We start from the raw sequence: 23,299 nt of genomic DNA, 5'->3' as shown, positions 1-23,299 counted from the left end.
AGGTGAAACAGCATGACAGCATCCAAAAAAGCCATTGTCGCCGGCGCCGGGATCGGCGGGCTGACCGCCGCCATCGCGCTGCAGCGCGCGGGCTGGCAGGTCAAGGTCTTCGAAGCGGCCCAGACACTGCGCACCGGTGGCACCGGCTTGTCCGTCATGGCCAATGCCATGGCGGCGTTGCACTCGATTGACGCCCATGTTCCGGTGGAACAGGCCGGCCAGGTGATCCGCGACTTCTTCTTCAAGAAGCACCAGGGCGATGCCATCACCCGCATGCCGATCCACGAGATCGGCGAACAGTTGGGTCATCCCAGTGTGAATATCCAGCGCCCGCTATTGCTACGCGCATTGGCGCAGCAACTCGCACCCGACACCTTGAGGACCGGGTTGCGCTGCACGGGGTATGACCCTCGCCCCGATGGTGTGGTGGTGCGATTCGAGGACGGCAGCCTTCAGGAAGCCGATCTGTTGATTGGCGCCGATGGCCTGAACTCGGTGATTCGCCAACAGATGCTCGGCGAAACCCCAACCCGCCCATCGGGTTATGTCGCCTGGCTGGCGGTGGCGCCCTTCAGCCATCCGGTCATGACCGAAGGCTACGTGGCGCATTACTGGGGACGTGGCAAGCGCTTCGGACTCTGCGATGTCGGGGACGGCCAGGCGTATTGGTGGGGCACCTGCAATCACGACAATGCGGCGGATGCCGCCTTGAACATCAGCAAGCAGGAAGTGCTCGCGGCCTACGCCGGCTGGGCGCCGGAAGTCGTGGCTGCCATCGAGGCCACCCCTGAGAGCGCCATACTCAAAATGCATGCCCGGGACCGCCATCCCGTCGAGCAATTCTGCGATGGACACGTGGTGCTCTTGGGCGATGCGGCTCATCCCATGCTGCCCAGCCTGGGCCAAGGTGCCGCACAAGCGATCGAGGATGCCGTGGTACTGGCCGATCGACTGACGCAAACGCCAGACCTGCGCACCGCGCTGCTGCACTACCAGGCCCATCGTCACCCGCGGGCCAACGGGATCGTCAATGCCGCGCGCTTCATGAGCGGTATCGAGCAAACCGAGTCGAGCCTCGCCTGCTGGCTTCGAGAATGGTATATGCGCCTGGCGCCACAGAGCAGCTTGCGGAAAAAGAACATCGACCTCCTCTCGTTCAAGCCCTGCGCATGACCTGGCGAAACGGTCACTGAGCGAACTGGGCGGGACGGCGTGAAACCCGACCGATTACCGATGACACTAAAGCGTCAATGACAAAAAGCGACTCCCATATAGACAAAAAACGACATGCACCGGGAGGAAAATCGATAAACGAGAATTCTTCACCATACTGGGATTCCGGAATTGGGACACTACTGCAAGACAATTCCCACGTTGACAATCATGAAAAAAGCAACCTCTCGAGAATCGAACCTAGAATACAACCACTTGATTTAGCTGAATATTTTCATTAACTCGCGCTGAAAGCCGTCCCCTGCGGCGATCATCGTAAAGGAAAAAACCTGTGACCCAACGTGTTTTTTGCCCGGAGGTATCCAAGAACCCACACCCCACTGACTGACCCGGAATGTCCCTGTTTTCCCTTACAGACTTTTCCCACATGGAAACGCCTAATAGCCCTACCGGCTAAACCGTTTAAGTCAATAGGTTCACAAGACGATATTGGCTCCAAGTATCAACTCCAGAAGAGGCTCAAGCATTTTGGAAGCGGTCGGATTTTCTTCCGTCGACATCACGGATGCGGAGTTTTTTCGAGTAAGCAGGAATAAGGACTATGAATCGACATGCGTGTATTGAGGGTGCAGAAAAATCGCACCTCTACGTAGAGCTAGGAAAGCTGATTTCAAGTGTCGGACACGAGAGTTTCTTGACCAACGTGCACCAGATGATCGAAACAACGGTGCCTGTCAGTCGACTCGAATTGAGTGAATGGACAGCCGACGACACCCAGTCGAACGTCATCGATGTACAGCTGTTGGGGTATGCGGGTGCGGAAAAAAACGTGCACATGCAATCCCCCTGTCCCACCACGGCGATACAGCGCAACGATCACCCTTTGGTGAAAAGAGTGCTGGAGGTCGATGACGCCCTGCTGATCCACCTGAACGCACGAATGAAAGATGAAAGAGGCAATGACTGCCTCGGCACTTCCCACCAGTGCATTCTGATTTCACGCAAGGCCAACCGCCGCTGTGTGATCTCATTGCAACGCCCTCAGGTACAGCGCGACTTTTCCCTTCAGGAACTGTCCTTTCTGAAATACCTTTCCGAAACACTGCTGCCCCTGGCCGAGCGTCATGCGCACCTCAATCGCCAATCTTTCAAAGCCTCTGGCAGCGCTACGGGCCATCCACTCGATGCCGCCGAACAGACCCAGTTGCAACGGGATTTCAATGATCGATTGAGCCCCTGCGACGTCACCCTTTCCGTGCGGGAAAAAGAAGTCTGCCTGGGCCTGCTGGCCGGGGGCACCGTGCCGGAGATTGCGGAAAAGCTGCAGGTCAAGAACAGCTCCATCGAAACCTACCTCAAGCGTGCCGCCGCCAAGCTGGGCGTGAGTGGGCGGCATGGGCTGGCGAAGTGGATGATCGGATCATGACGGCTCGCCGCGCACGGCCCGCCAGAACCCGCCTGCCTGGGCCTGCGGGGTCTGGGCAGGCACCACAATGAGATAACAGGTCGATGCATAAACTCTTGAGCCCCTTGGCGGCCGCGGCATTCATGCTGGGCGGTTGTTCGCTGATCCCGGACTACCAACGGCCCGACGCACCGGTCGCCGGGCAGTATCCGCAAACCTCGGCCTATGCCCCGGCCTTGTCGGGGCCCCTGGCGGCCGAACAGGGTTGGCGTGACCTGTTCCAGGATCCGGTGCTGGCGCAACTGATCGAAAGCGCCCTGGCCAACAACCGCGACTTGCGGGTAGCGGCGCTGAACGTCGAGGCTTACCAGGCGCAGTATCGGATCCAGCGGGCGGACCTCTTCCCGGCGATCAGCGCCAACGGCACCGGTTCGCGCCAGCGCCTGCCGGCCAGCCTCACCGGAACCGGTAACGCCGCCATCAGCAGTTCGTATTCGGCAACCCTGGGGATCAGCGCTTATGAACTGGACCTGTTCGGGCGCATACGCAGCCTCAGCGACCAGGCGTCGCTGATCTATCTGTCCAGCGAAGAGGCCCGCCGCAGCAGCCAATTGAGCCTGGTGGCCAGCGTGGCCAGTGCCTACCTGACCTGGCGTGCCGACCAGGAACTGCTGGCGCTGACCCAGGACACGCTCCAGTCCTATGAGCAAAGCCTGCGCCTGACCGAACGCAGTAACCAGGTCGGCACCGCCTCGGCCTTGAACCTGAGCCAATCGCGAACCTCGGTGGAAAGCGCCAGGGCCAGCCTGGCGAAGTTCCAGCGCCAGGTCGCCCAGGACCTCAACAACCTCACGTTGCTGGTGGGCACGTCGGTCGCCGACGACCTGCCCGGCCGTCCATTGGCATCGGACCTGCTCAGAGAAGTACCGGCGGGACTGCCCTCGGACTTGCTGCAACGCCGCCCGGACATCCTGGAGGCCGAGTACCTGCTGCAATCGGCCAACGCCAACATCGGCGCGGCCCGTGCCGCCTTTTTCCCCAGCATCAGCCTGACCGCCAACGCGGGCAGTTCCAGTACGGAACTGTCCGGGCTGTTCAAGGGCGGATCGGGCAGTTGGACGTTTCAACCGCAGATCAACCTGCCGATTTTCAATGCTGGCAGCCTTCGGGCGAGCCTGAACTACTCGAAAATCCAGAAAGACATCCGCGTGTCGCAATATGAGAAAGCCATCCAGACCGCCTTCCAGGAAGTGTCCGATGGCCTGGCGGCACGCAAGACCTATAAAGACCAGTTACTCGCCCAGCGCGATCTGGTGCAAGCCAACCAGGATTACTACCGCCTGGCGGAGCGGCGTTATCGCATCGGCGTGGATAGCAGCCTGACGTTCCTCGATGCCCAACGCTCGTTGTTCAACGCCCAGCAAACCCTGATCGTCGACCGGCTGTCGCAACTGCTCGCCGAAGTCAATCTGTACAAGGCACTGGGTGGGGGTTGGGTAGAACGCACAAGCAACGTGACTGTGAGGTGACTGCAAATGGGCACATTCGAACCCGGGGCACTGGTGCGCTTACGCTCGGGAGGCAAGACGATGGTGGTCAAACATGCCTCTTCCATCTCCCAGATGCCGGATACCTTGCTACTCCTGTGTGAGTACCGGGCCAAGAATCGCCTGGTGCAAGGCTTCTATGCGATCCGCGACCTGATTCCGGCCTCCGGAAACCCGGGCCCTGAAAGATCATAGCAACGCCAATCAGCCGGCCCTTGTGGCGAGGGGATTTATCCCGTTGGGCTGCGCAGCAGCCCTGAGATCTGCCGCTGAGGTGCGTCAGCTTGATTGCATTCAGCTTTTTTGGGCTGCTGCGCAGCCCAGCGGGGATAAATCCCCTCGCCACAAGACGGGCCGTCATCAGACCGTACGCGAATACTGGACTGTCTGGCCTGCCTCCAGGTATGCGTCGAACGCCATGGCCACGTTGCGCATCATCAATTGGCCCTGGGGCAACAGCACCAGCTCATCGTCGCGAATGTCCAGCAACCCGTCGCGCACCAGCTCCCGGAGTCGTTCCAGGGCATCGGCGAAGTATTCACCAAATCGAATGCCGTGGGCGTTGTCTATCCGGTCGAAGTCGATGCGCCCATGGCACATCAGTTCGCTGATGACCTCACGCCGCAGGCGGTCATCGTCGCTTAGCCGATAACCGCGCTGCACCGGAAGCAGGCCTTGATCCAGCCGGGCGTAATACTGGGAAAGCTCCTTGACGTTCTGGTTGTAGCTGTCACCCACCTTGCCGATCGACGACACCCCCAGGCCAATCAGGTCGCAATCGGCGTGGGTGGAATAGCCTTGGAAATTGCGCTGCAAGGTGCCCAGGGCGCGGGCGCGCACCAGTTCGTCATCTGGCAAAGCGAAATGGTCCATGCCGATGTAGACGTAGCCGGCTTCGGTCAGGCGATTGATGGTCAGTTCCAGCAATTGCAGCTTGCGCTCGGGCGGCGGCATGTCTTCGGGGCGAATCATCCGTTGCGCCCGAACCCGTTGCGGCAGGTGCGCGTAGCTGTAGGCCGCGATCCGGTCTGGCCGCAGGGCGATGATCTTGCTCAAGGTGATATCGAAACTGGCGATGGTCTGCAACGGCAGGCCATAGATCAGGTCGACGCTGACGGATTTGAAGCGCGCCCGGCGCGCGGCCTCCACCAGCTCGACGACCTGGGCCTCGCTTTGCACCCGGTTGACGGCAATCTGCACCTGGGCATCGAAGTCCTGGACGCCAAAGCTCAGGCGATTGAATCCCAGTTGGCGCAGGCCTTGGATCTGTTGCGCATCGATGGTCCGCGGATCGACCTCGATGGAAAACTCATGGGCGTCGCTGTCATCCATGTCGAACGACTGGTGCAGGCAGTCCATCAGGTCGGCCAATTGTCCATGGGTCAGGTAAGTCGGCGTGCCCCCGCCCAAATGCAACTGGGTCAGTTTGCGCGAGCGGTCGAACAAGGCCGCTTGCAGGGCTATTTCGCGCTTGAGGTAGGTCAGGTATTCGGCGGCGCGATGGGTCTTGCGGGTGATGATCTTGTGGCACGCGCAGTAATAGCAAAGGCTCTGGCAGAACGGGATATGGATGTACACCGACAACGACTTGGGCTGCGCAGCCGCGTGACTGCGCTGGGCCGCCTGGCGGTATTCGTCCATGGCAAAGGCCTGGTGGAACTGCGGGGCCGTCGGATAGGAGGTGTAGCGCGGGCCCGGGCGGTCGTATTTCTCCACCAAGGCACGATTGAAACCGGAGGCAATCTTCATGAGGGGTTCAACTTTTCAAAAGCGTGTGGGCTTGTCTCATCCGGTGCCGGGTCGAACAGGTTGCAGATCGCATCCACGTTCAAGCGCCCGGCGGGCAAGATGCCAATAAACCGGCTCGTCAGTTCGATCAATCCCTGGTCATGCAACGCTTCCAGCAACGGCCAGGCGGACGCGAAGTGCTCGCGAAACACCAGGCCGAAACGCGCTTCGATAGCCGGTATGTCCAGCTCCAGGTCACAGGAAAGCTGCTCGGTCACGCTCGCGCTGACCTGGTCCTGCGCTTCACAACGCCAGCCACGACACACCGGCAATTGCCCGGCATCCAGTTGCTGGCAATAGCGAAGCAGGTCATCGGTGTTCTGTACGTACAGGTGCTCGATCTGAGTAATGGCCGACAAACCGAAGCCCACGTGGTCACAGTAAGCGTGACGGGTAAAACCCTGGCAATTGCGATGCAGGCGTCCGTGCTCCTGGGCTACCGCCAGGTCATCGTCGGCCCTGACGAACTGGCCCAGGCCGATATAGTGATAACCGGCACCGATCAACTGTTCGCAACAGATGCTCCGCATGGCGTCCTTGTCGGCCGTGCTGCAAACGGCGCCAACCACCCCGGCGTTCTTCGAGCGATAACGATAAGGCGCGCGGGCATAGTCGAAAACGTGCAGCCGGTCCGGTTCCAGTTCGATCAGCGTCGCCAGTTTCAGGGCGAAACTGTTGGGCGTCTGCCAGGCCTGGCCGTAGCCCAAGTCAATGTTGATGGAGCGAAAACCAAACGTGCGCGCCGCATCGATCAGCGAATGGATCGACGCCGGGTTCTGGTAGCAATCGACCGGCAGCTCGCTGTCGACGCCAATGTCGGGCACGCCGATGCTGACATGGGTGAAACCCTGGTCACGGATCAGGCCCATGGTCGACCAGTCGGTGTGATGCAGGTCCACTTCGATGCTGTGATCGGCACCGTCGTACTCGCTGAAGTCAAAGCGCTTGCGCAGATCGTTCATCAGCTTCTGCAAATGAGCGATCACCGGTGTGCCACCGGTCAGGCAAAACTGCTCGACGCGCCGCCCTGCCCCCAGGTGGCAACCGACCAAACCCATTTCATACAAAAGGCGCTGCAGATAGCCCTCGATCTCGCCGCATCGGCAGTCGCTGGCAAGGGGCGAACACGACGCCAGCCGCAAACGCGACGGCAAGTGCACCGCCAGGGATAGGGGCCGTCGTTTCTGGCGGCTGGTGCGCAACCCTCGAAGCAGGTCGAGGGACCCGATGCCGGTATGGAATCTACGCGTACCGACCGGGCAATCGAAATCAGCCACCCCCGAGGCACGTCCCGAGGGTCGCTCGCCAAGAGTATGGAACGGGTCGAACATGACAATCTCCGAGTGGCTGTGCCAGGGCAGTTTGCGCGCTAACCCGCCGGGCCACCTTGACCTGTATCAAGCGCCTTGCGCCCCGCCGCCAGCGCTTACCAGGTGATGTAGAACATGCCCTTGGCCAGCAGCACGATCGCCACCATGTGCAGGAACACGCTGACATGGATGATGTGCACGTAGCGGGCGTTCATGCGTGCGCGCTTGAACAGCCACATGGCCCAGAGGAAATGCCCCAGCACGCTGCCCGCCAACAGGATCTTCAGCCCCAGCAGCACGCCGAAGGACGACTGCAACGGCGAGGACAATGCCGGCCAATAGCGCAGCCAGACCATGCCGCCGCCCGCGCCGAAGAGCACCAGCAGTACCCAAGGCATCAACTGCCGGGCGCGCCGGCTGATGCCCTGCTCCAGCAACACCATGACCTTGGCGGGCAGTTGCTTGCGGATGCTCTCCAGGAACAGGACCTCGAAGAACACCGTGCCGATGAACACCAGCGCGGCAAACAGGTGCAAGGTCAGGAACAGCGGATAACTCATGGGGGCCTCGGTCACCCCTTTCAGCAGGGCGCTGGTTTATTCGAGGTTATCCCGTGGGACTGGAAGTGGGGTTGATGCCAATCAAGGAAAACCCTATCAGTCGCCATGGAACCTGTGGGAGCGGGCTTGCTCGCGAAATCGGAGTGTCAGTCATCGCAGTAGCGGCTGATTCGCCGCCTTCGCGAGCAAGCCCGCTCCCACAAGGAGACATCGTTCGGCCTTGAAAGCGTCAACAGAACGTTGCTCTTGCGCACATCCCACACAACCGCTGATCAGTTAGTCCGGCTTTTTGACACTTTCCCCGATATGCGGTCACAACTTTTGCGCTCCGTTGGGTCATAACACGAAGGTCGTCGATGGAATGTTGACGTCTACCTAGGTTTAAGCCTGATACGGAGATAAGCTCATGATTTTCAACGTACAAAATTTTGGCGCCAAAGGAGATGGCATCACAGACGACACAGCAGCCATCCAGAGTGCGATCGATGCGGCGGCCGCGGCCGGCGGTGGGCAGGTGTACATGCCCACTGGCACCTACATCGTTTCGGGGGGTGAGGAACCTTCCGACGGCTGCCTGATGCTCAAGAGCAACGTCTACCTGTACGGCGACGGCATGGGCGACACCACGGTCAAGCTGGCCGATGGTTCCGACACCAAGATCACCGGCATCATTCGCTCGGCCTATGGCGAGGAAACCCACGATTTCGGCGTGAGCAACCTCACCATCGACGGCAACCGCGACAGCACCACCGGCAAGGTCGACGGCTGGTTCAACGGCTACATTCCCGGCGAAGAAGGCTACGACTCCAACGTCACCCTCGACAGCGTCGAGATCAAGGATTGCTCCGGGTACGGCTTCGACCCCCACGAGCAAACCGTCAACATGGTCATCAAGAACAGCGTGTCCCACGGCAACGGCCTGGACGGTTTCGTCGCCGACTTCCTCAGCGACAGCACCTTCGAAAACAACATCGCCTACAACAACGACCGCCACGGCTTCAACGTCGTCACCAGCACCCACGATTTCACCCTGACCAATAACGTCGCCTACGACAACGGCGGCAATGGCATCGTGGTGCAGCGCGGCAGCGAGGACATTCCCTCGCCCAGCAACATCACCATCACCGGCGGCGAGGTGTATGGCAACGGTGCCGAGGGGGTGCTGGTCAAGCTCTCCAGCGAAGTGACCGTCACGGGCGTCGACATCCATGACAACACCAGTGCCGGGATCCGCATCTACGGCAGCAACCACGTCGACGTCATCGATAACACCCTCAACAACAACTCCCTGGGCAGTGCCGTACCGGAAATCATCATCCAGTCCTACGACGACACCCTGGGCGTGTCCGGCAAGTACTTCAACGGCAGCGATAACCTCATCCAGGGCAACATCATCAGCGGCAGCGACCTGTCGACCTACGGTGTTGCAGAGCGCAATGAAGACGGCACCGACCGCAACGCCATCATTGCCAACACCATCAGCCACACCAGCAAGGGCGCCACGCTGGTCTATGGCGACGGCAGCTACGTCAGCGCCACGGTACCGATGACCACCGTACAAGGCACTGCGGGCAACGACACCCTGCTCGGCAGTGCCGCGAGCGAGATTTTCTATGGCGGCGCGGGCAACGACACCATCAATGGCGCGGCCGGCGGCGACATCCTCGTCGGTGGCGCAGGCGTCGACAAACTCACCGGCGGCACTGGCGCCGATACGTTCCGGTTCGTCGCTCAGTCGGACAGTTACCGCAACGCGACCACCAGCTTCGATGACACCATCACCGACTTCGACGTCACCCAGGACAAGATCGACCTCGCCGGCCTCGGTTTCACCGGCCTGGGCAACGGCCGTGGCGGCACCTTGCAAGTCAGCTACAACGCCAGCAGCGACCGCACCTACATCAAGGACTTCGACGCCGATGCCAGCGGCAATCGTTTCGAGCTGATCCTCTCGGGCAACCTGGCCAGTACCCTGACCGCCAGCAACTTCATCTTCAACCGGGTGATCACCGGCACCAGCGGCAGCGACTCGCTGTTGGGCAGCGATGCGGCCGACACCTTGCTCGGCCTGGCGGGCAATGACAGCCTCAGTGGCGGCGCTGGCGACGACAAGCTCGACGGCGGTGCCGGCATGGACACCCTCACCGGTGGCGCAGGGGCGGATACCTTTGTGTTCGCCAATCGCCTGGACAGCTACCGCAACTACAACACCGGCGGCGCCAACCTGGGCGACCTGATCACCGACTTCAACGTCAGCGCCGACAAGATCGACCTCTCGGCCATGGGGTTCACCGGCCTGGGGGATGGCAAGAACAACACCGTGTACCTGGTGCTCAACAGCGCCGGCACCAAGACCTACATCAAATCCCTGGAAGCCGACGCCAATGGCAACCGCTTCGAAGTGGCACTGGACGGTAATTACCTCAATACCCTGACCAGCGCCAACTTCGTCTTCGCCACCACGTCGCCGACCAACCAGGCGCCCGTGCTGGCTACGCCGCTGGTGGATCAGAACGCCACCGAAAACACCCCGTTCAGCTACGTGGTGCCGGCCACCAGCTTCACCGATCCGGATAACGACAGCCTGAGCTACACCGCCAAGCTCGCCAACGGCGACCCCCTGCCCAGTTGGCTGACCTTCGATGCCGCCACTCGCACCTTCAACGGCACGCCTCCCGACACCGCGTCGGGCACCTACTCGATCCAGGTCACGGCCACCGATGGCAGCAACGCCACCGTCAGTGACAGTTTTACCCTCGCCGTGCAGGACGTCCCTACAGCCATTGTGATCAATGGCACGCCGAACAACGACACCCTGACCGGCACCGCGGCCAATGAGCAACTGTTCGGTGGCGCGGGCAACGACACCCTCAATGGCGGCGCCGGCAACGACATCCTGGTCGGTGGCACCGGGGTCGACAAACTCACCGGTGGCACTGGCGCCGATGTGTTCCGCTACACCTCGAAACTCGATAGCTACCGCACCAGTTCCACCAGCGCCAGTGACCAGATCCTCGACTTCGATGTGGCCGCCGACAAGATCGACGTGTCGGCCCTCGGCTATACCGGCCTGGGCAACGGGCTCAACGGCACTCTGCAGGTCACTTACAGTTCGTCGACCAACCGCACCTACCTCAAGGACCTCACGGTCGACGCCAATGGCAACCGGTTCGAGGTCTCGATGGCGGGCAACTTCGTCAGCAGCCTGACGGCCAGTCACTTCGTCTTCGCCGACCAGACCAACCCCACCAACGTGGCCCCGGTCGTGGCCACCCCACTCCTGGACCAGAACGCCAGTGAAACCACGCCATTCAAATACACCGTGGCGAGCAACAGCTTCACCGACGCCAACCAGGATGTGCTGACCTATACCGCGACCCTCGCCAACGGCACCGCCCTGCCCACCTGGCTGAGTTTCAATGCCACCAGCCTGACCTTCAGCGGCACGCCAACCAGCACCGCCGCGGGCAACTACGACATACTGGTCAAGGCCACCGATCCCTCGGGTGCCTCGGTCAGCGACAACTTCAGCCTCGTGGTGGCCGATGCGCCCGCCAACACCATTACCGGCACCAACAATGGCGAAACCCTCAACGGCACGACAGGCGCGGACCTGATCCTCGGCCTCGGCGGCAACGATACGATCAAGGCCGGCACCGGCGCGGACATCGTCGACGGCGGTGCCGGACGGGACTCGTTGTACGGTGGCGATGGCGCCGACACGTTTCGCTACAGCAACCTGTCCGACAGCTACCGCGACTACGACACCGGTGGTGTCACGGCCACCGACACGATTTATGACTTCACCGTTGGCGTCGACAAAATCGACGTTTCGGGGCTGGGCTTTCTCGGCCTCGGCGATGGCAGCAACGGCACGTTGTACATGACCCTGAACGCGGCCGGCGACAAGACCTACGTCAAGTCCGCCGAAGCTGACGCCGATGGCAATCGCTTCGAGATCGCCCTCAACGGCAACTACCTCAATACCCTCACCGCCAACGACTTCGTCTTCGGCGAGCGTGCCCAGCAGGACATTCTCTACCTGCCCACCCTCGGCCAATCCAATGCGCGCCTGCTGCGCATGACCGAGGACGACGACCAATCCGGCACTTCGATGCTGGTCAATGACCTGAACCGCTACACCACCTACGACGTGCGCAGCCAGTTCACCGATGCCGATGGCAACGGTATCGACATCGCGGTCGGCGGCAGCACGGTCAACGGCCTGTCCACTCTCAGCCCCGAGGAACTCCAGTTGTGCTGGTGGCTGACAGACACCAACCAACCCGGGCCGGCACTGTTGCGGGCAGTGACGCTGCTGCGTGACCAGCGCACCGAGCTGCAGTCGATCGACAACGTCACCATGGGCATCATCTGGGGCCAGGGCGAGGAAGCCGCCCAGGAAATCGCCCGCGCCACGGACAAGGCCGCGGCGGCAGCGGCGTACAAAGCCGCGACCCTGAAAGTCTTCGATTACCTGCACGCCCAGTTTGGCAATTTCAGTGTGTACCTGATGGAGACCGGTCACTACGAGCAGGATGCGGCCCGAGCCCGGGGTTACTCGGAAGAGAAGATTGCCTCCATCGTCGAAGGCGTCGGTTATGTCCGCGCCGCCCAGGAGGCCATGGCCGCCGAACGTGCCGACGTCAAGCTGGCGGTGGACTACACCGACCTGCCCTTGCGCTATGAAGTCGATCCGCTGGTATACCCCGATGACGTCTGGCACCTGCACGAAGAATCGGCGGAGATCGTCGGCCAGCGCCTGGCGGATTACATCGCCGATGACCTGGGCTTCCAGGGCAACCCCAACGACAACAACAGCGTGCAGGACATTTTCGACAATGCCCAGAACCAGGGCGGGATGATCTCCGGCACCGACCAGGATGACACCCTGGTGGGCAGCTCGGGCAACGACACGATCGATGGCGACCTGGGCGCCGACACCATGACCGGCGGCGATGGTAACGACATCTACGTGGTCGACAACGCGTTCGACAGTGTGGTGGAAACCAACACCTCGGCCTCGCAGATCGACACCGTGCAGGCTTCGGTCAGTTGGACCCTGGGCGCCAACCTCGAAAACCTGGTACTCACCGGCATATCGGAGATCGACGGCACCGGTAACGAGCGGCGTAACTTCATCACCGGCAACGCCGCCCATAACGTGCTCGATGGCGCCGCCGGGGCCGACAGCATGAGCGGTGGCGACGGCAACGACAGTTACTTTGTCGACAATGCCGACGACAGCGTGATCGAGACCAACGGCAATGCGATGACGGGCGGGATCGACAGCGTGCACAGCAGTCTGGCGGCCTATACCTTGGGCAACAATGTCGAAAACCTGTACATCGACAGCACTGGCGCCGCCAACGGCACGGGCAACGCGCTGGACAACACGCTGTTCGCCGGCGCCGGCAACAACATCCTGGACGGGCGCGATGGCAACGATACGGTATCGTTCGAACGAGCCCTGTCCGGTGTTACGGTGAACCTCTCGACGTCTGCGCAACAAAACACGGTGGGTTCCGGGCTCGATACCTTGAAATTCATCGAGAACCTGACGGGAAGCGCCTATGCCGACACCCTGTCGGGAAACAGTGCAGGGAACGTCCTCGACGGAGGAGCCGGCAACGATACGCTGGTGGGCGGTTCGGGCGATGACCGGTTGATCGGCGGCGCGGGCACCGACAACCTCACCGGTGGCACGGGCGCGGACACCTACGCGTTTGGCGCGCTGTCGGACATGGGCGTCGGGGCTTTGCGCGATGTGATCAGCGGCTTCAAGAGCGCGGAGTTCGACAAGTTGGACCTCACCGGCCTGGACGCCAACCCGCTGACCGCCACGGTTGATGCCTTCACGTTCATCGGCAGCAATGCCTTCGACGCCACCAACGCCACCGGCCAGTTGCGCTTCGTCGATGGCATCCTCTCCGGCAGTACCAACGCCGACGCCACCCCCGAGTTCGAATTCGAACTGGTGGGCGTCAAGGAGCTGCACGCCAGCGACTTCACCGCCTGAAGCAAGCACCCACAAGGGGGATTGGCCCCCAGATTAGACTGTGGGAGATCAAACTGTGGGAGCGAGCTTGCTCGCGATGACGGCAGCACATCCAGCATGGATGCTGACTGACCCACCGCTATCGCGAGCAAGCTCGGGTCCCACAGGGGTCGTGCTGTGCCTGAAAGATTGAAGGCAAGCACAGCGCCTGGACAGTTTTTGTGGCGAACTTGAACCCTGGATTGTCTAGAACAGGCTTTGCACCTGCTCCAGCACCGCGCGGTTCATCTGGCCGGTGTGGGTGTGCAGGCTCACATAGCTTTGCAGCATGTCGAGCTTGGTATTGAGCAGGTCCCGGCGGGCCTGGAACAGCCGCTGTTGCGCATCAAGAATATCCACCGTGGAACGCACGCCACCCTGGAAGCCTTTTTCCGTCGAAGCCAGTGCTCGCTGGTTGGACTCTACCGCCCGCTGCATCGCCTTGCTCTTGGTGAACCCGGCGACGACGCCCAGGTAATCCGCCTCGATGTCTTCAGCCAGTTGTTGGCGCTGTACGTCGTAATCGGACTGGGCCCCGGCCAGTTGTGCTTCGGCCTTGGCCACCGAGGCCCGTACCGCCCCGCCGCGATACAGCGGAATGTCCAGTTGCACGCCCACGTAATAGGTGTCCTGGCGCGGGTCGAGTTCCTGGTATTGACGGGTTTCCCGGCGGGTCAATTGAGTGGTCAACGACAGGGTCGGATAATGCCCGGCGCGCTGACTGTCGGCCTGGGCTTCGGCGACTTTCACTGCCGCCAGCCGGGCGGCCAGCTCGGGACTGGCCTGGCGGGCAATCGCCGTCCAGTACGGCAAGTCCTGCTCCGGCGGGATCGGGCTACCGGCGGCCAGTTCTTCGCGCATCGGCAGGATGTCATCGATGGGCACGCTGGCCCGCCCGGACAAAGCCCGCAAGGCGGCCACGCGGCGCGCCTGGGCTTCAGCCTCCTGGGCTTGCACCAGGTCGAGCCGCGCCTGAGCCTCATCGATATCGGTGATCGCGCCCTGGCCGCCCTCGTACAGTTTTTTGCTCTGGATGACCAAGCCTTGGATGGCCGCCTTTTGCTGCTGGATCAGCTTGATCTCGTTCTCGGCCCGGGCGACGTCGAAATACCCCTTTGCCACCCGGTCATACAAGGTCTGACCGGCCACGTCGAACACCTGGGTACCCAGTTGCCCTCGTGCCTTGCCTTCCTGGTACGCCGCCCAGCGGGCCTTGTCGTAGAGCGGCTGCTGCGCCGCCAGGGTGACGTTGTTCGCCTGGTAATCGTTGCTGTTGACGTAAGTGCTGTCGTCACCGCCGTCGGTACGTCCGCCGTAGCCGTAGCGCGAGGTCAGCGACACTTGCGGGTAGAGGCCACCACGACCGATGTCCTCTTCATGCCGCGAAGCTTCAAAAGCGTGAGCCGCCGATTGCACGGTCGGATCGTTGAGGCGCGAAGCGTCGTAGGCGGCGGTGAGGCTCAGGCCACCCTCGGCGGCCCACAGTGGATTGATCACCGCCCAACCGGTATACAGGCCCAGCAACACACGGCAACGGTAGCGGCAACGGTCGACCATGCTCATTCCTCCTTGAAGGCTGCCAGCAAGCGTTCGCGCAAAGGCTTCATCAGGTAATTCATCAAGGTGCGTTCGCCCGTCACCACCGTGACATCGGCGAGCATGCCGGGGCGCACCAGCAGGCCGGCGCTCTGCAACGCGATCACAGTGTCGGCGGGAATCTCGACCTTGGCGGAGAAGTACGGTTGGTGCGTCTGCTCATTGATCAACTGATCCGCCGACACCGTCGTCACCGTGCCGGTCACCGTGGGTGTATCGACCCGTTGCAGCGCGGTGAAATGCACATGCACCGGCAGGCCCGGGCGCAGTTTGTTGGCCATCAGCGGCTCGAAGCGGGCGGTGATCGCCATCGGCGCATCCAGCGGCACCACCTGCATCAGGGTCTGGCCGGCCTGCGCAACGCCGCCGACCGTATGAATGCTCACGTCCATGACCTGCCCGGCCACTGGCGCGCGGATCGCACCGTTGTCGACTTCAAACTGCAAGGCCCGGATCTGATCGGCATAACCGGCCGCCTCGGCCGAGACTTCGCTGAGTTGGGTTTCGGCATCGCGGCGGAACTCCTGCTGCGCCTGCAAGGCCTTGAGCCGGCTTTCGTTGATCGCCTGCCGAGTCCTGCCGACATCGCCCACCCCAGAAGCAATCTGCCCCGCCAACTGGGCCGCGTTGCGCTCGGCCTCGAACAGCTTGTTGCGTGGAACGTAGCCTTCCCGGGCCAGGTCACGCAGGCCTTCAAGCTCTTGCTGCTGGAAGCGCATCTGCGCGTCGTAGTTGCGCTTGACGCCTTCGTAGCCAAGCAGTTGTTGCTGCAGTGCCGCGGCTTCGTGCTCGATGATCTGCAAGCGGCTACCCAGCTCCGCACGGCGGGTGATGAACAACTGGCTCTGCAACGCCATGGCCGCCTTGACCCGCGGCTCGTCGGCGTGGGCCAGCAGTTCCGCGGGCCATTGGATCTCGGCGCTGCCCAGGCGCTCGGCAATCAAGCGCGCCTCAATGCTGCGATCATTGAGCAGCTTGCCCAGGGTCACGTCCAGTTGCGACTGCGCCTGCACCGTGTTGAGTTGCACGAGCAATTGCCCCTGGGTGACGCGGTCGCCATCGCTGACCAGCAGCTTTTCCACCACCCCGCCGACCAGCGACTGCACCGCCTTGCGCTCCCCCGCCACCACCACGGTGCCGCTGCCCACCACGCCCTGGTCGAGTGGCGCCAGGCAAGCCCAGAGCAGGAAACCACCCAGCGTCAGGACGAGGAACCCCACGCCATAACGCGCTGCACGCCCGGCATCGGTCCTGGCGCTGGGCAGCGCCAGGGTGTTGCGCACGCTCAGCCCCTGCTCGCTGTAAGCGTGTGCCTCTGGGATCAGATCACGCATCTTTGCCAGCCTCCTTGACCGTGGCCGGTCGCGGCCCCGGCATCAATGCCTTGAGCACCCGGTCCCGAGGGCCGAACGCCTGTTGAGTACCGTCCTTGAGCACCAGGATGTGATCGACCACCGCCAGCACACTGGGCCGGTGAGTGATCAACACCACGGTGCTGCCGGCCTCCTTGAGCGCACTGATCGCCTGGACCAGCGCCAGTTCGCCGGCGTCATCGAGATTGGAGTTGGGCTCATCGAGCACGATCAGCGACGGCCGCCCGTAGAGTGCGCGAGCCAGGCCCAGGCGTTGTTTTTGCCCACCGGACAAGCCAAGTCCGCCGGGGCCCAGCGGCGTGTCGTAGCCCTTGGGAAACCTCAGGATCATTTCGTGGATGCCGGCATGCCGTCCGGCGGCGATGATTTTGTCGGCGTCCTGCTCACCGAAACGAGCGATGTTGTCGGCGACCGTGCCGTCGAACAACTCGATGTCCTGGGGCAGGTATCCAAGGTGCGGCCCCAGGGCGTCATGGGACCACTGGCTGATCTCGGCATCGTCCAGGCGCACCGACCCGCCCATGGCCGCCCAGACCCCGACCAGGGCCCGGGCCAGCGTCGATTTTCCGCTGGCGCTGGGCCCGACCACGGCCAACACGTCGCCCTTGGCGAGGCTGAAATTGATCCCGCGCAGGATCGGCTGCGAAGCACCCGGCGGGCCGACATACAACTGTTCCAGGCGCACCGCACCGGTGGGCGGTGGCAACGGCATGCGCAAGCGCTCACGCGGGTGCTGGGCCAGCAATTGGCTCAGGCGCTGATAGCTCTGGCGCCCGGCGTTGAATTGCTTCCACGAGCCGATGGCGATTTCCACGGGCGCCAGGGCTCGCCCCAGCAACAGCGACATCGCAATCATCATGCCCGCCGACAGTTGCCCTTCGAGCACCAGCAAGGCCCCCAGCCCCAAGGCCAGGGACTGCCCGGAGATCCGCACGAAACGCGTCGCCGAAGTGATGCGCGCGCCGCGGTCGCTGGCATGGGCCTGGGCGGCAATGATGCGTTGCTGCAACAGGCTCCAGCGCTGGCGCAACGGCCCGAGCATGCCCAGGGCCTGGATGACTTCAGCGTTGTGCAGCGTGCTGTTGACATAGATCGACGACTGCACCCCCAAGCGATTGGCTTCGCCCAGACGCGTGCGCGTGGCCAGTTCACCCCACAGCGCCAAGCCGATCAGCACCAGGGCGAGCACCAGCGTCAGCACGCCGAACCAGGGATGAAAGATGAACGCCACCAGCAGGAAGATCGGCAGCCAGGGGGCGTCGAGCAACGCGATCAAACCTTGCCCGGTGATCAACTGACGCAACGTCGCCAGGTCACTGAGCACCTGTGCCGGGTTGGCGTTGTGTTCGCGCAGGCTGCGGGCAAAAGCCGCGTCGAAGACCCGCTCGCCCAAGGCATCGTCCAGACCCGCGCTCATGCGGATCATCACCTCGCCGCGCACCCACTCGATCAAGGCACTGAACATGAACAGTCCCAGGGCCATCAAGGTGAGCATGAACAAGGTGGTTTCGTTGCGGCTGGTCAGGACCCGGTCGTAGACCTGCATCATGTACAGCGACGGTACCAGTACCAGCAGATTGATCACGCCACTGAACAACGCCAGGGCCCAGAACACCCGGCGGTAGCTCAATAAGGCAGCATCGATGTCATGACGCGGATCGAGTAGAAAACGCATAGAAGGTCAACCCGCAATAGGAATAGTCGGTCCTGGCGCAATCCATCGCGAGTTACTTGCCCGAAGGCGTCAAAAAAAAGTGCGTCATGTTGCTGACGTGCAGCTATCGGAGCCGATCGTCGCCGCCACGGACGCCAACTACTGACAACGCATCCACCGGTTAGTGCCGGTTCGACACGCTGGTCCTTGAGGTGGGTGACAGACGGAAATACCACGCGTCAAAACTGAAGTTTTTCAATCTTGGACAGGCACTCGGAATGGACATTTCGGCTTATGGAAGCCAATACGCCCCCGACAGGACCTGCCGGGGGCGTACGTCTGATTTCGGGGTCTGAACGACCCGATGCAATCTTTCCTCAGGCCGCCTTGCTCAGCGGCGCCTCGCGAGCCTGGCTTCTATCTCCAACCAGGCACAGCAACAGCGACAAGACGATCGCCCCGATGCTGACATTCATCCACGGCGTAATTTCTTCATCGAGCAGTAACGCCGACCATGCGATGCCTGCTACCAGCGCTGCGAAACTGGCGAATGACACATAAATCCCACCGGCCCGGCGTACCAGTTCGAAAAAGGACCAGACCTCCACCGCCGTGACCAGAACCAGCAGCGTCACCTCCGGCCCGTGCTGGACCAACCCTTGATAGCCCACCTTCGATGTCGACGTCATGAACAACGGCAATGCCAACAACGCCGCAATCACCGACTCATAGGCCGCCATGGTGAACACGCCTAACCCCTTGGGCCAGGCTGCGGCGACGTACAGGTTGTACAGCGCGTAGCTCACCGGAACGCCGATGGCCGCGGCCAGCCAAAGCCTCGACGAGCCCTCGGGAAGCGCCGCGCTGGGCAGCAGTAACATCATCGCAGCGCTGATCCCCAAGGCAGCGCATGACAAATGCCAGACAGTGACCGTTGCCAAGCGCAGGATAAACCCCAGCAAGATGCAAAAAACCGGCGTACTGGTGACGATCAGCGTGAGCAGCGTCGAATCGATGTACGGTGCCACGATCAGCTCAAGCCATATTGGAAAGGCATAACCCAACACGCTGCAAATGATGAGGAACACCCACCAGGACGCATTGATGCGCCACGAACTGCGACTGACCGCCATGAGCGCCATGAATGCAATCGCGACGCCGAACAGCGTCGGAAACAGAATGAGATCGGCTTGAACCCCTGTGCTGGTAATTTTCTTTACCAACACGAAATGCAGCCCCCAGGTACTTCCCATCAGCGCGAGTAAAAGAAAGTTGATGTAACGGGTCATGCGTTAACTCCTTGTCTAGACGCTTCCAGCTCTACGGTATCAGTGCGCGACAGCTTGAGCATGGGAGGATACCCGGGCAGATCCGGCCAACACGGCCTCGATCATTTGCTCAGGGGTAAGGCCGAAAGGTTGACCATGCTCCCAGCATTCACGTGAAGCGATCGCCTCGGTGATTGCCAGGTCATCGATGCACGCGGACAACGATAACGATTTCACTACCGCGAATATCCTCAAGGCTTCAGCATCCTCCGGCGCCCTGACAATGCGAGCATTCAATGCAGCAAGCCACGTCGAGGAATTAACCAGCGAGAGATCTTTGAACTGGTGACGCATGGCAGCGTAGATTTCTTCCATCGTGTAGCTTTTGTTGGAACACAAGTGATGAATCCTTGCACCCGATACGGATTGGCGTAACGCGCTCACGACAGACGAAGCGATTTGCTCAGCGATACGGTCCACCGGACAAATTTCCAACTGCATCGGCATGATCGGGAACTGGCCTATCCGCTGGCAAACGCTCAGGAACTGGTAGACATAGTCGTGACGAGCTTCTTCAAGGTTCATGCTGCTTCCCCAAAGTCGCCCACATCGATAGATCGTCGTCCTCAGTCCGGAGGCGGCGCAGTGCTCCAATAACATTTCAGTCATCCACTTACTTTGCAGATAGCCGGAAGCCACGTTATCGACTTCCATGATTTTGGTTTCCGGCGTAGCCAGGAGAGATGGTTTTGTATCGAACAAGGCCAGTGAAGAAATGAAATGAAAGCTGGCGTTACTCTCAAGCGCCAGATTTATGAGATTCAGGCTCCCTTGGACATTGGTCGTCACCAACTTCGAATAGGGCGACAACATGTTGGTATCGGCGGCACAATGGACAATATCGCTGACGCTGCGTTGCAAGGCATATAAACCTTTCTCGTCGAGGCCGACGTCATCGTGATCCAGATCGCCAACGACAATGTGCAGTCTCTGCAGCGCTTCATTTCTCACGTTAAGCAATTGCGTGAGCTTTTTATGCGGGGACTCGGTGCTGCCCATGGGAGAGCGCACCAGGCAATAAATGGGGCGCTGTGTGCTCTTGAGCAATGCGCGGACCACATGGCGCCCAAGCAGTCCCGTAGCCCCCGTTACCAATATACCGTCCTTGGGGAGACTGACTCGTGGCGCACTGCGGCGAATCAAGCCCTTGAGTCGTTCAAACTCAGCGTAGCGCCAGTCCTTGAAATCTCGTGGGCGTTTTTTTGCGATTCCAGGGCCGCCAACATTGTTCAAAATGGCTCCCAGGCTGGGGTATTCATAGAGCGTGGAAAGCGGCCACTCGTGCCCGCTGTGTTTCTGTAACAGCATGGCCAGGCGTACGATTTCCAACGAGTCCGCCCCATTTTCGACAAGACTGGCATCCCAATTCAGTTCCCGACCGCCCAACGTCGACTGTATTTCCCGGGCAATTTCGCTTCCCGCAAAAGGGCTCGACAGGTCTTTGCTCGTTGCGTCTACAACCGCCATTGCGAGCCTTCTTACTGTGTTGTAATCGATCTTTCCAGCCAGGTTACGCGGTATTTCGTCGAGCAGAATGAAGCTGTTCGGCACCATGTAGGATGGCAGGTCCAACATCAATTGTTGACGTAACGCCAGTTGCGACACCTTCATGCCGGGCATCAGTTGAACGACACACAGAAGCTTGCTGTCACTGCCGGCGTCCGTCATGAAAACGCAGCAGTCAGACACTTCCGGCAATGTTCGTACAATGGACTCGATTTCACCCAGGCTGATCCTGAAGCCTTGCCGCTTCACCACGTTATCCATGCGTCCGTGATATTCCAGCGCTCCATCGCGGCCAATGCGTCCCAGGTCTCCGCTTTTGTAGTAGCGGCGCAGGCTCCGATCGGTTTCCACCCGCACGAAGAATTTTTCCGCCGTCATGTCCGGATTGTGCAAATACCCCTCGGCCACGCCTGGGCTGGATATGCATATCTGCCCCATTGCGCCGAGGGGTGCAGGTTTATCGAAACGGTCCAGCAAGACAATTCGGCTACCGGCAATGGGCCGACCAATAGAGATGTCGTTCCTTGAATCGTCATCCGTGTCAGGACGTCGTACTCGCTGGAGAGCGGTAACGACGGTCGTCTCGGTTGGGCCATAGGAATTGATCAACGTCGGGCGCGGCGCGGGGAGACGGTACCAGTTGTGTATGTCTGATTTGTAAAGGGCTTCTCCGCCAATCACCACCAGATTGACACAAGAAGGAAAATGCAGCTGTTGGGAAGTACAAGCCAGGCTGAGTTCTCGCCAGTACCCGGTCGGCAAGTCAAGAAAAGTAATCTGCTGCTCGTCGAGGAACTGCAGAAAGCTGGCAGGCTGCAAATCGACGGATGAATCACGGATGACCAATGTTCCGCCGGCCATCAGGCAGCAATAGATTTCCTCGACAGAGGCGTCGAACGAGACAGTCGCAAACTGCAGGACCTTGTCCTGGCTCGTAAGGCCGAACGAGTGCTTGGCCACGCTGGCGTAATACGAGAGCGATGCGCGAGAGATCAAGACACCCTTTGGCCGCCCCGTGGTCCCGGAGGTAAACAGTACATATCCGCACCGTGGCTCATTGTCGGGTTGAGCTGCACTCAGGGAGAGTCCCACCGCGACGACAGCATCGCCCTCTACAACCCAGCCTACCCGTGCATCTTCAAGCATCAGCTTGCTTCGCTCGGGAGGAAGCTGCGGGTCTATCGGAATGTAGATAGCGTCCAGCGAGAGAACCGCCAAGGCTGCAACGACGAAGTCGCTGGATCGGGACATTCGCAACGCGACTCGACTGCCGGGCTTCACGCCTTGGCCTGCCAGTTGGGCGACCAGCTTGCGAATGTCAGCCGACAACTGCCCATAACTGATCACCCGGCCTGCGTCGCGAATCGCCACTTTGTCCGGGTCGCGGCAGACGTGCTCCTCGAAAGCCTCCAGTACATCCTGCTCCTCGACTCCATGCAATTTTCCCAGCAGCTCGGAATTCGAATGTTCTGGGCGGGCACGTTCCACGAGGTCCGGTACAACGAAATTATTTTCGTGCTGCAATGCGCAAGCGATGCCATGCAATGTGTCGAAAATCTCATGGGCCAGGCTTCGCTCGAGAAGCTGTCCATCAAAGACCAATTCGACGTTGGTTGCGCTGACGCACATCTGCAGCCGAGCGGCGCCAAATACGCCTGGGCACTGTTCAGTGTCGGACCAGGCGCAGACCTGCCATGAAGTATTCTGCGCGCCAGAGATAGCCCCCAGCGCAGCCTTGCAGAAATCGAGAAGTTTGCGAGCCGGCGCCTGAAAATCGATGTTCGGGCAGTCAACCTGCCCTCGGCGCGATACGACAGTGCAGTTCAAGTTTTCGACCCAATTGGCGTACCAGCTAGCCGTTATGAGCCAGGCCGCAAGTAGCCGGACCTCCAGATCAGAGTCCGGAGTAGCCCGTTCAAGCTTGATCGCCGCCTCGGTCACGCCGTATTCCCCGGCATGGGTTTGTGGACTCCGCGCCGGACCTGTGTGTTCGATTTCATCGAAGGTCATCTCTAATAATCC

General features: G+C 60.9%; 13 protein-coding genes. 5 read left to right on the top strand and 8 right to left on the bottom strand.

Features of this window, described 5'->3' with window-relative positions; translation table 11 throughout:
* Window positions 1-12 precede the first annotated feature (12 nt).
* The 4 genes from BM317_RS10500 to BM317_RS10485 all read left to right on the top strand — a co-directional run bounded on the left by BM317_RS10500 (window position 13) and on the right by BM317_RS10485 (window position 4,320).
* Window positions 13-1,173: an FAD-dependent monooxygenase gene (locus BM317_RS10500; protein WP_092474255.1), complete on the top strand. Its 1,161-nt coding sequence runs from the start codon at window positions 13-15 to the stop codon at window positions 1,171-1,173.
* Window positions 1,174-1,774: 601 nt separating this feature from the next.
* A complete protein-coding gene (locus BM317_RS10495) occupies window positions 1,775-2,599 on the top strand; it encodes a helix-turn-helix transcriptional regulator (RefSeq protein WP_092165619.1) in 825 nt (274 codons plus the stop codon).
* Between the two features lie 83 nt (window positions 2,600-2,682).
* Window positions 2,683-4,107, top strand: coding sequence for an AdeC/AdeK/OprM family multidrug efflux complex outer membrane factor (gene adeC, locus BM317_RS10490; RefSeq protein WP_092474253.1), 1,425 nt, complete (start codon window positions 2,683-2,685; stop codon window positions 4,105-4,107).
* A gap of 6 nt (window positions 4,108-4,113) precedes the next feature.
* Complete coding sequence (locus BM317_RS10485; protein ID WP_092165617.1) at window positions 4,114-4,320, top strand: hypothetical protein; 207 nt, start codon at window positions 4,114-4,116, stop codon at window positions 4,318-4,320.
* Between the two features lie 165 nt (window positions 4,321-4,485).
* Here the strand turns inward: BM317_RS10485 and hemN are convergent, their stop codons facing one another.
* The 3 genes from hemN to BM317_RS10470 all read right to left on the bottom strand — a co-directional run bounded on the left by hemN (window position 4,486) and on the right by BM317_RS10470 (window position 7,783).
* Entirely contained in the window at window positions 4,486-5,874 is a 1,389-nt protein-coding gene (gene hemN, locus BM317_RS10480; RefSeq protein WP_092474251.1) for an oxygen-independent coproporphyrinogen III oxidase, read from the bottom strand.
* Window positions 5,871-7,244: an oxygen-independent coproporphyrinogen III oxidase gene (locus BM317_RS10475; RefSeq protein ID WP_092474249.1), complete on the bottom strand. Its 1,374-nt coding sequence runs from the start codon at window positions 7,242-7,244 to the stop codon at window positions 5,871-5,873. Before BM317_RS10475 ends, hemN begins: the two co-directional genes overlap by 4 nt.
* A gap of 95 nt (window positions 7,245-7,339) precedes the next feature.
* Window positions 7,340-7,783, bottom strand: a complete 444-nt coding sequence (locus tag BM317_RS10470) for a CopD family copper resistance protein (protein WP_092165611.1) — start codon at window positions 7,781-7,783, stop codon at window positions 7,340-7,342.
* A gap of 406 nt (window positions 7,784-8,189) precedes the next feature.
* On the opposite strand from BM317_RS10470, the gene BM317_RS10465 reads away from it, so the two are divergent.
* Complete coding sequence (locus BM317_RS10465) at window positions 8,190-13,802, top strand: putative Ig domain-containing protein (protein ID WP_092474247.1); 5,613 nt, start codon at window positions 8,190-8,192, stop codon at window positions 13,800-13,802.
* Between the two features lie 225 nt (window positions 13,803-14,027).
* On the opposite strand, the gene BM317_RS10460 is transcribed toward BM317_RS10465, so the two are convergent.
* The 5 genes from BM317_RS10460 to BM317_RS10440 all read right to left on the bottom strand — a co-directional run bounded on the left by BM317_RS10460 (window position 14,028) and on the right by BM317_RS10440 (window position 23,287).
* Window positions 14,028-15,377 carry a TolC family outer membrane protein gene (locus BM317_RS10460; RefSeq protein WP_092474245.1) on the bottom strand — a complete coding sequence of 450 codons (1,350 nt, stop codon included), beginning with the start codon at window positions 15,375-15,377 and terminating at the stop codon, window positions 14,028-14,030.
* Between the two features lie 2 nt (window positions 15,378-15,379).
* Window positions 15,380-16,750 (bottom strand): HlyD family type I secretion periplasmic adaptor subunit, encoded by a 1,371-nt coding sequence (locus BM317_RS10455; RefSeq protein ID WP_092165605.1) that lies wholly within the window; start codon window positions 16,748-16,750, stop codon window positions 15,380-15,382.
* A complete protein-coding gene (locus tag BM317_RS10450) occupies window positions 16,743-18,464 on the bottom strand; it encodes a type I secretion system permease/ATPase (RefSeq protein ID WP_092474243.1) in 1,722 nt (573 codons plus the stop codon). Before BM317_RS10450 ends, BM317_RS10455 begins: the two co-directional genes overlap by 8 nt.
* Window positions 18,465-18,820: 356 nt before the next feature.
* Complete coding sequence (locus tag BM317_RS10445; protein ID WP_092165601.1) at window positions 18,821-19,732, bottom strand: DMT family transporter; 912 nt, start codon at window positions 19,730-19,732, stop codon at window positions 18,821-18,823.
* Window positions 19,733-19,771: 39 nt separating this feature from the next.
* A complete protein-coding gene (locus BM317_RS10440) occupies window positions 19,772-23,287 on the bottom strand; it encodes a non-ribosomal peptide synthetase (protein ID WP_092165600.1) in 3,516 nt (1,171 codons plus the stop codon).
* Between the last annotated feature and the right edge of the window lie 12 nt (window positions 23,288-23,299).

The sequence above is a fragment of the Pseudomonas sp. NFACC24-1 genome (genome assembly GCF_900115235.1).
Classification (GTDB): domain Bacteria; phylum Pseudomonadota; class Gammaproteobacteria; order Pseudomonadales; family Pseudomonadaceae; genus Aquipseudomonas; species Aquipseudomonas fluorescens_AA.
This window is presented reverse-complemented; position numbering and strand designations above follow the sequence as displayed.

Coding starts and splice junctions, on each gene's coding strand:
- BM317_RS10500 (WP_092474255.1), top strand. CDS start 13: ATGACAGCATCCAAAAAAGCCATTGTCGCCGGCGCCGGGATCGGCGGG.
- BM317_RS10495 (WP_092165619.1), top strand. CDS start 1,775: ATGAATCGACATGCGTGTATTGAGGGTGCAGAAAAATCGCACCTCTAC.
- adeC (WP_092474253.1), top strand. CDS start 2,683: ATGCATAAACTCTTGAGCCCCTTGGCGGCCGCGGCATTCATGCTGGGC.
- BM317_RS10485 (WP_092165617.1), top strand. CDS start 4,114: ATGGGCACATTCGAACCCGGGGCACTGGTGCGCTTACGCTCGGGAGGC.
- hemN (WP_092474251.1), bottom strand. CDS start 5,874: ATGAAGATTGCCTCCGGTTTCAATCGTGCCTTGGTGGAGAAATACGAC.
- BM317_RS10475 (WP_092474249.1), bottom strand. CDS start 7,244: ATGTTCGACCCGTTCCATACTCTTGGCGAGCGACCCTCGGGACGTGCC.
- BM317_RS10470 (WP_092165611.1), bottom strand. CDS start 7,783: ATGAGTTATCCGCTGTTCCTGACCTTGCACCTGTTTGCCGCGCTGGTG.
- BM317_RS10465 (WP_092474247.1), top strand. CDS start 8,190: ATGATTTTCAACGTACAAAATTTTGGCGCCAAAGGAGATGGCATCACA.
- BM317_RS10460 (WP_092474245.1), bottom strand. CDS start 15,377: ATGGTCGACCGTTGCCGCTACCGTTGCCGTGTGTTGCTGGGCCTGTAT.
- BM317_RS10455 (WP_092165605.1), bottom strand. CDS start 16,750: ATGCGTGATCTGATCCCAGAGGCACACGCTTACAGCGAGCAGGGGCTG.
- BM317_RS10450 (WP_092474243.1), bottom strand. CDS start 18,464: ATGCGTTTTCTACTCGATCCGCGTCATGACATCGATGCTGCCTTATTG.
- BM317_RS10445 (WP_092165601.1), bottom strand. CDS start 19,732: ATGACCCGTTACATCAACTTTCTTTTACTCGCGCTGATGGGAAGTACC.
- BM317_RS10440 (WP_092165600.1), bottom strand. CDS start 23,287: ATGACCTTCGATGAAATCGAACACACAGGTCCGGCGCGGAGTCCACAA.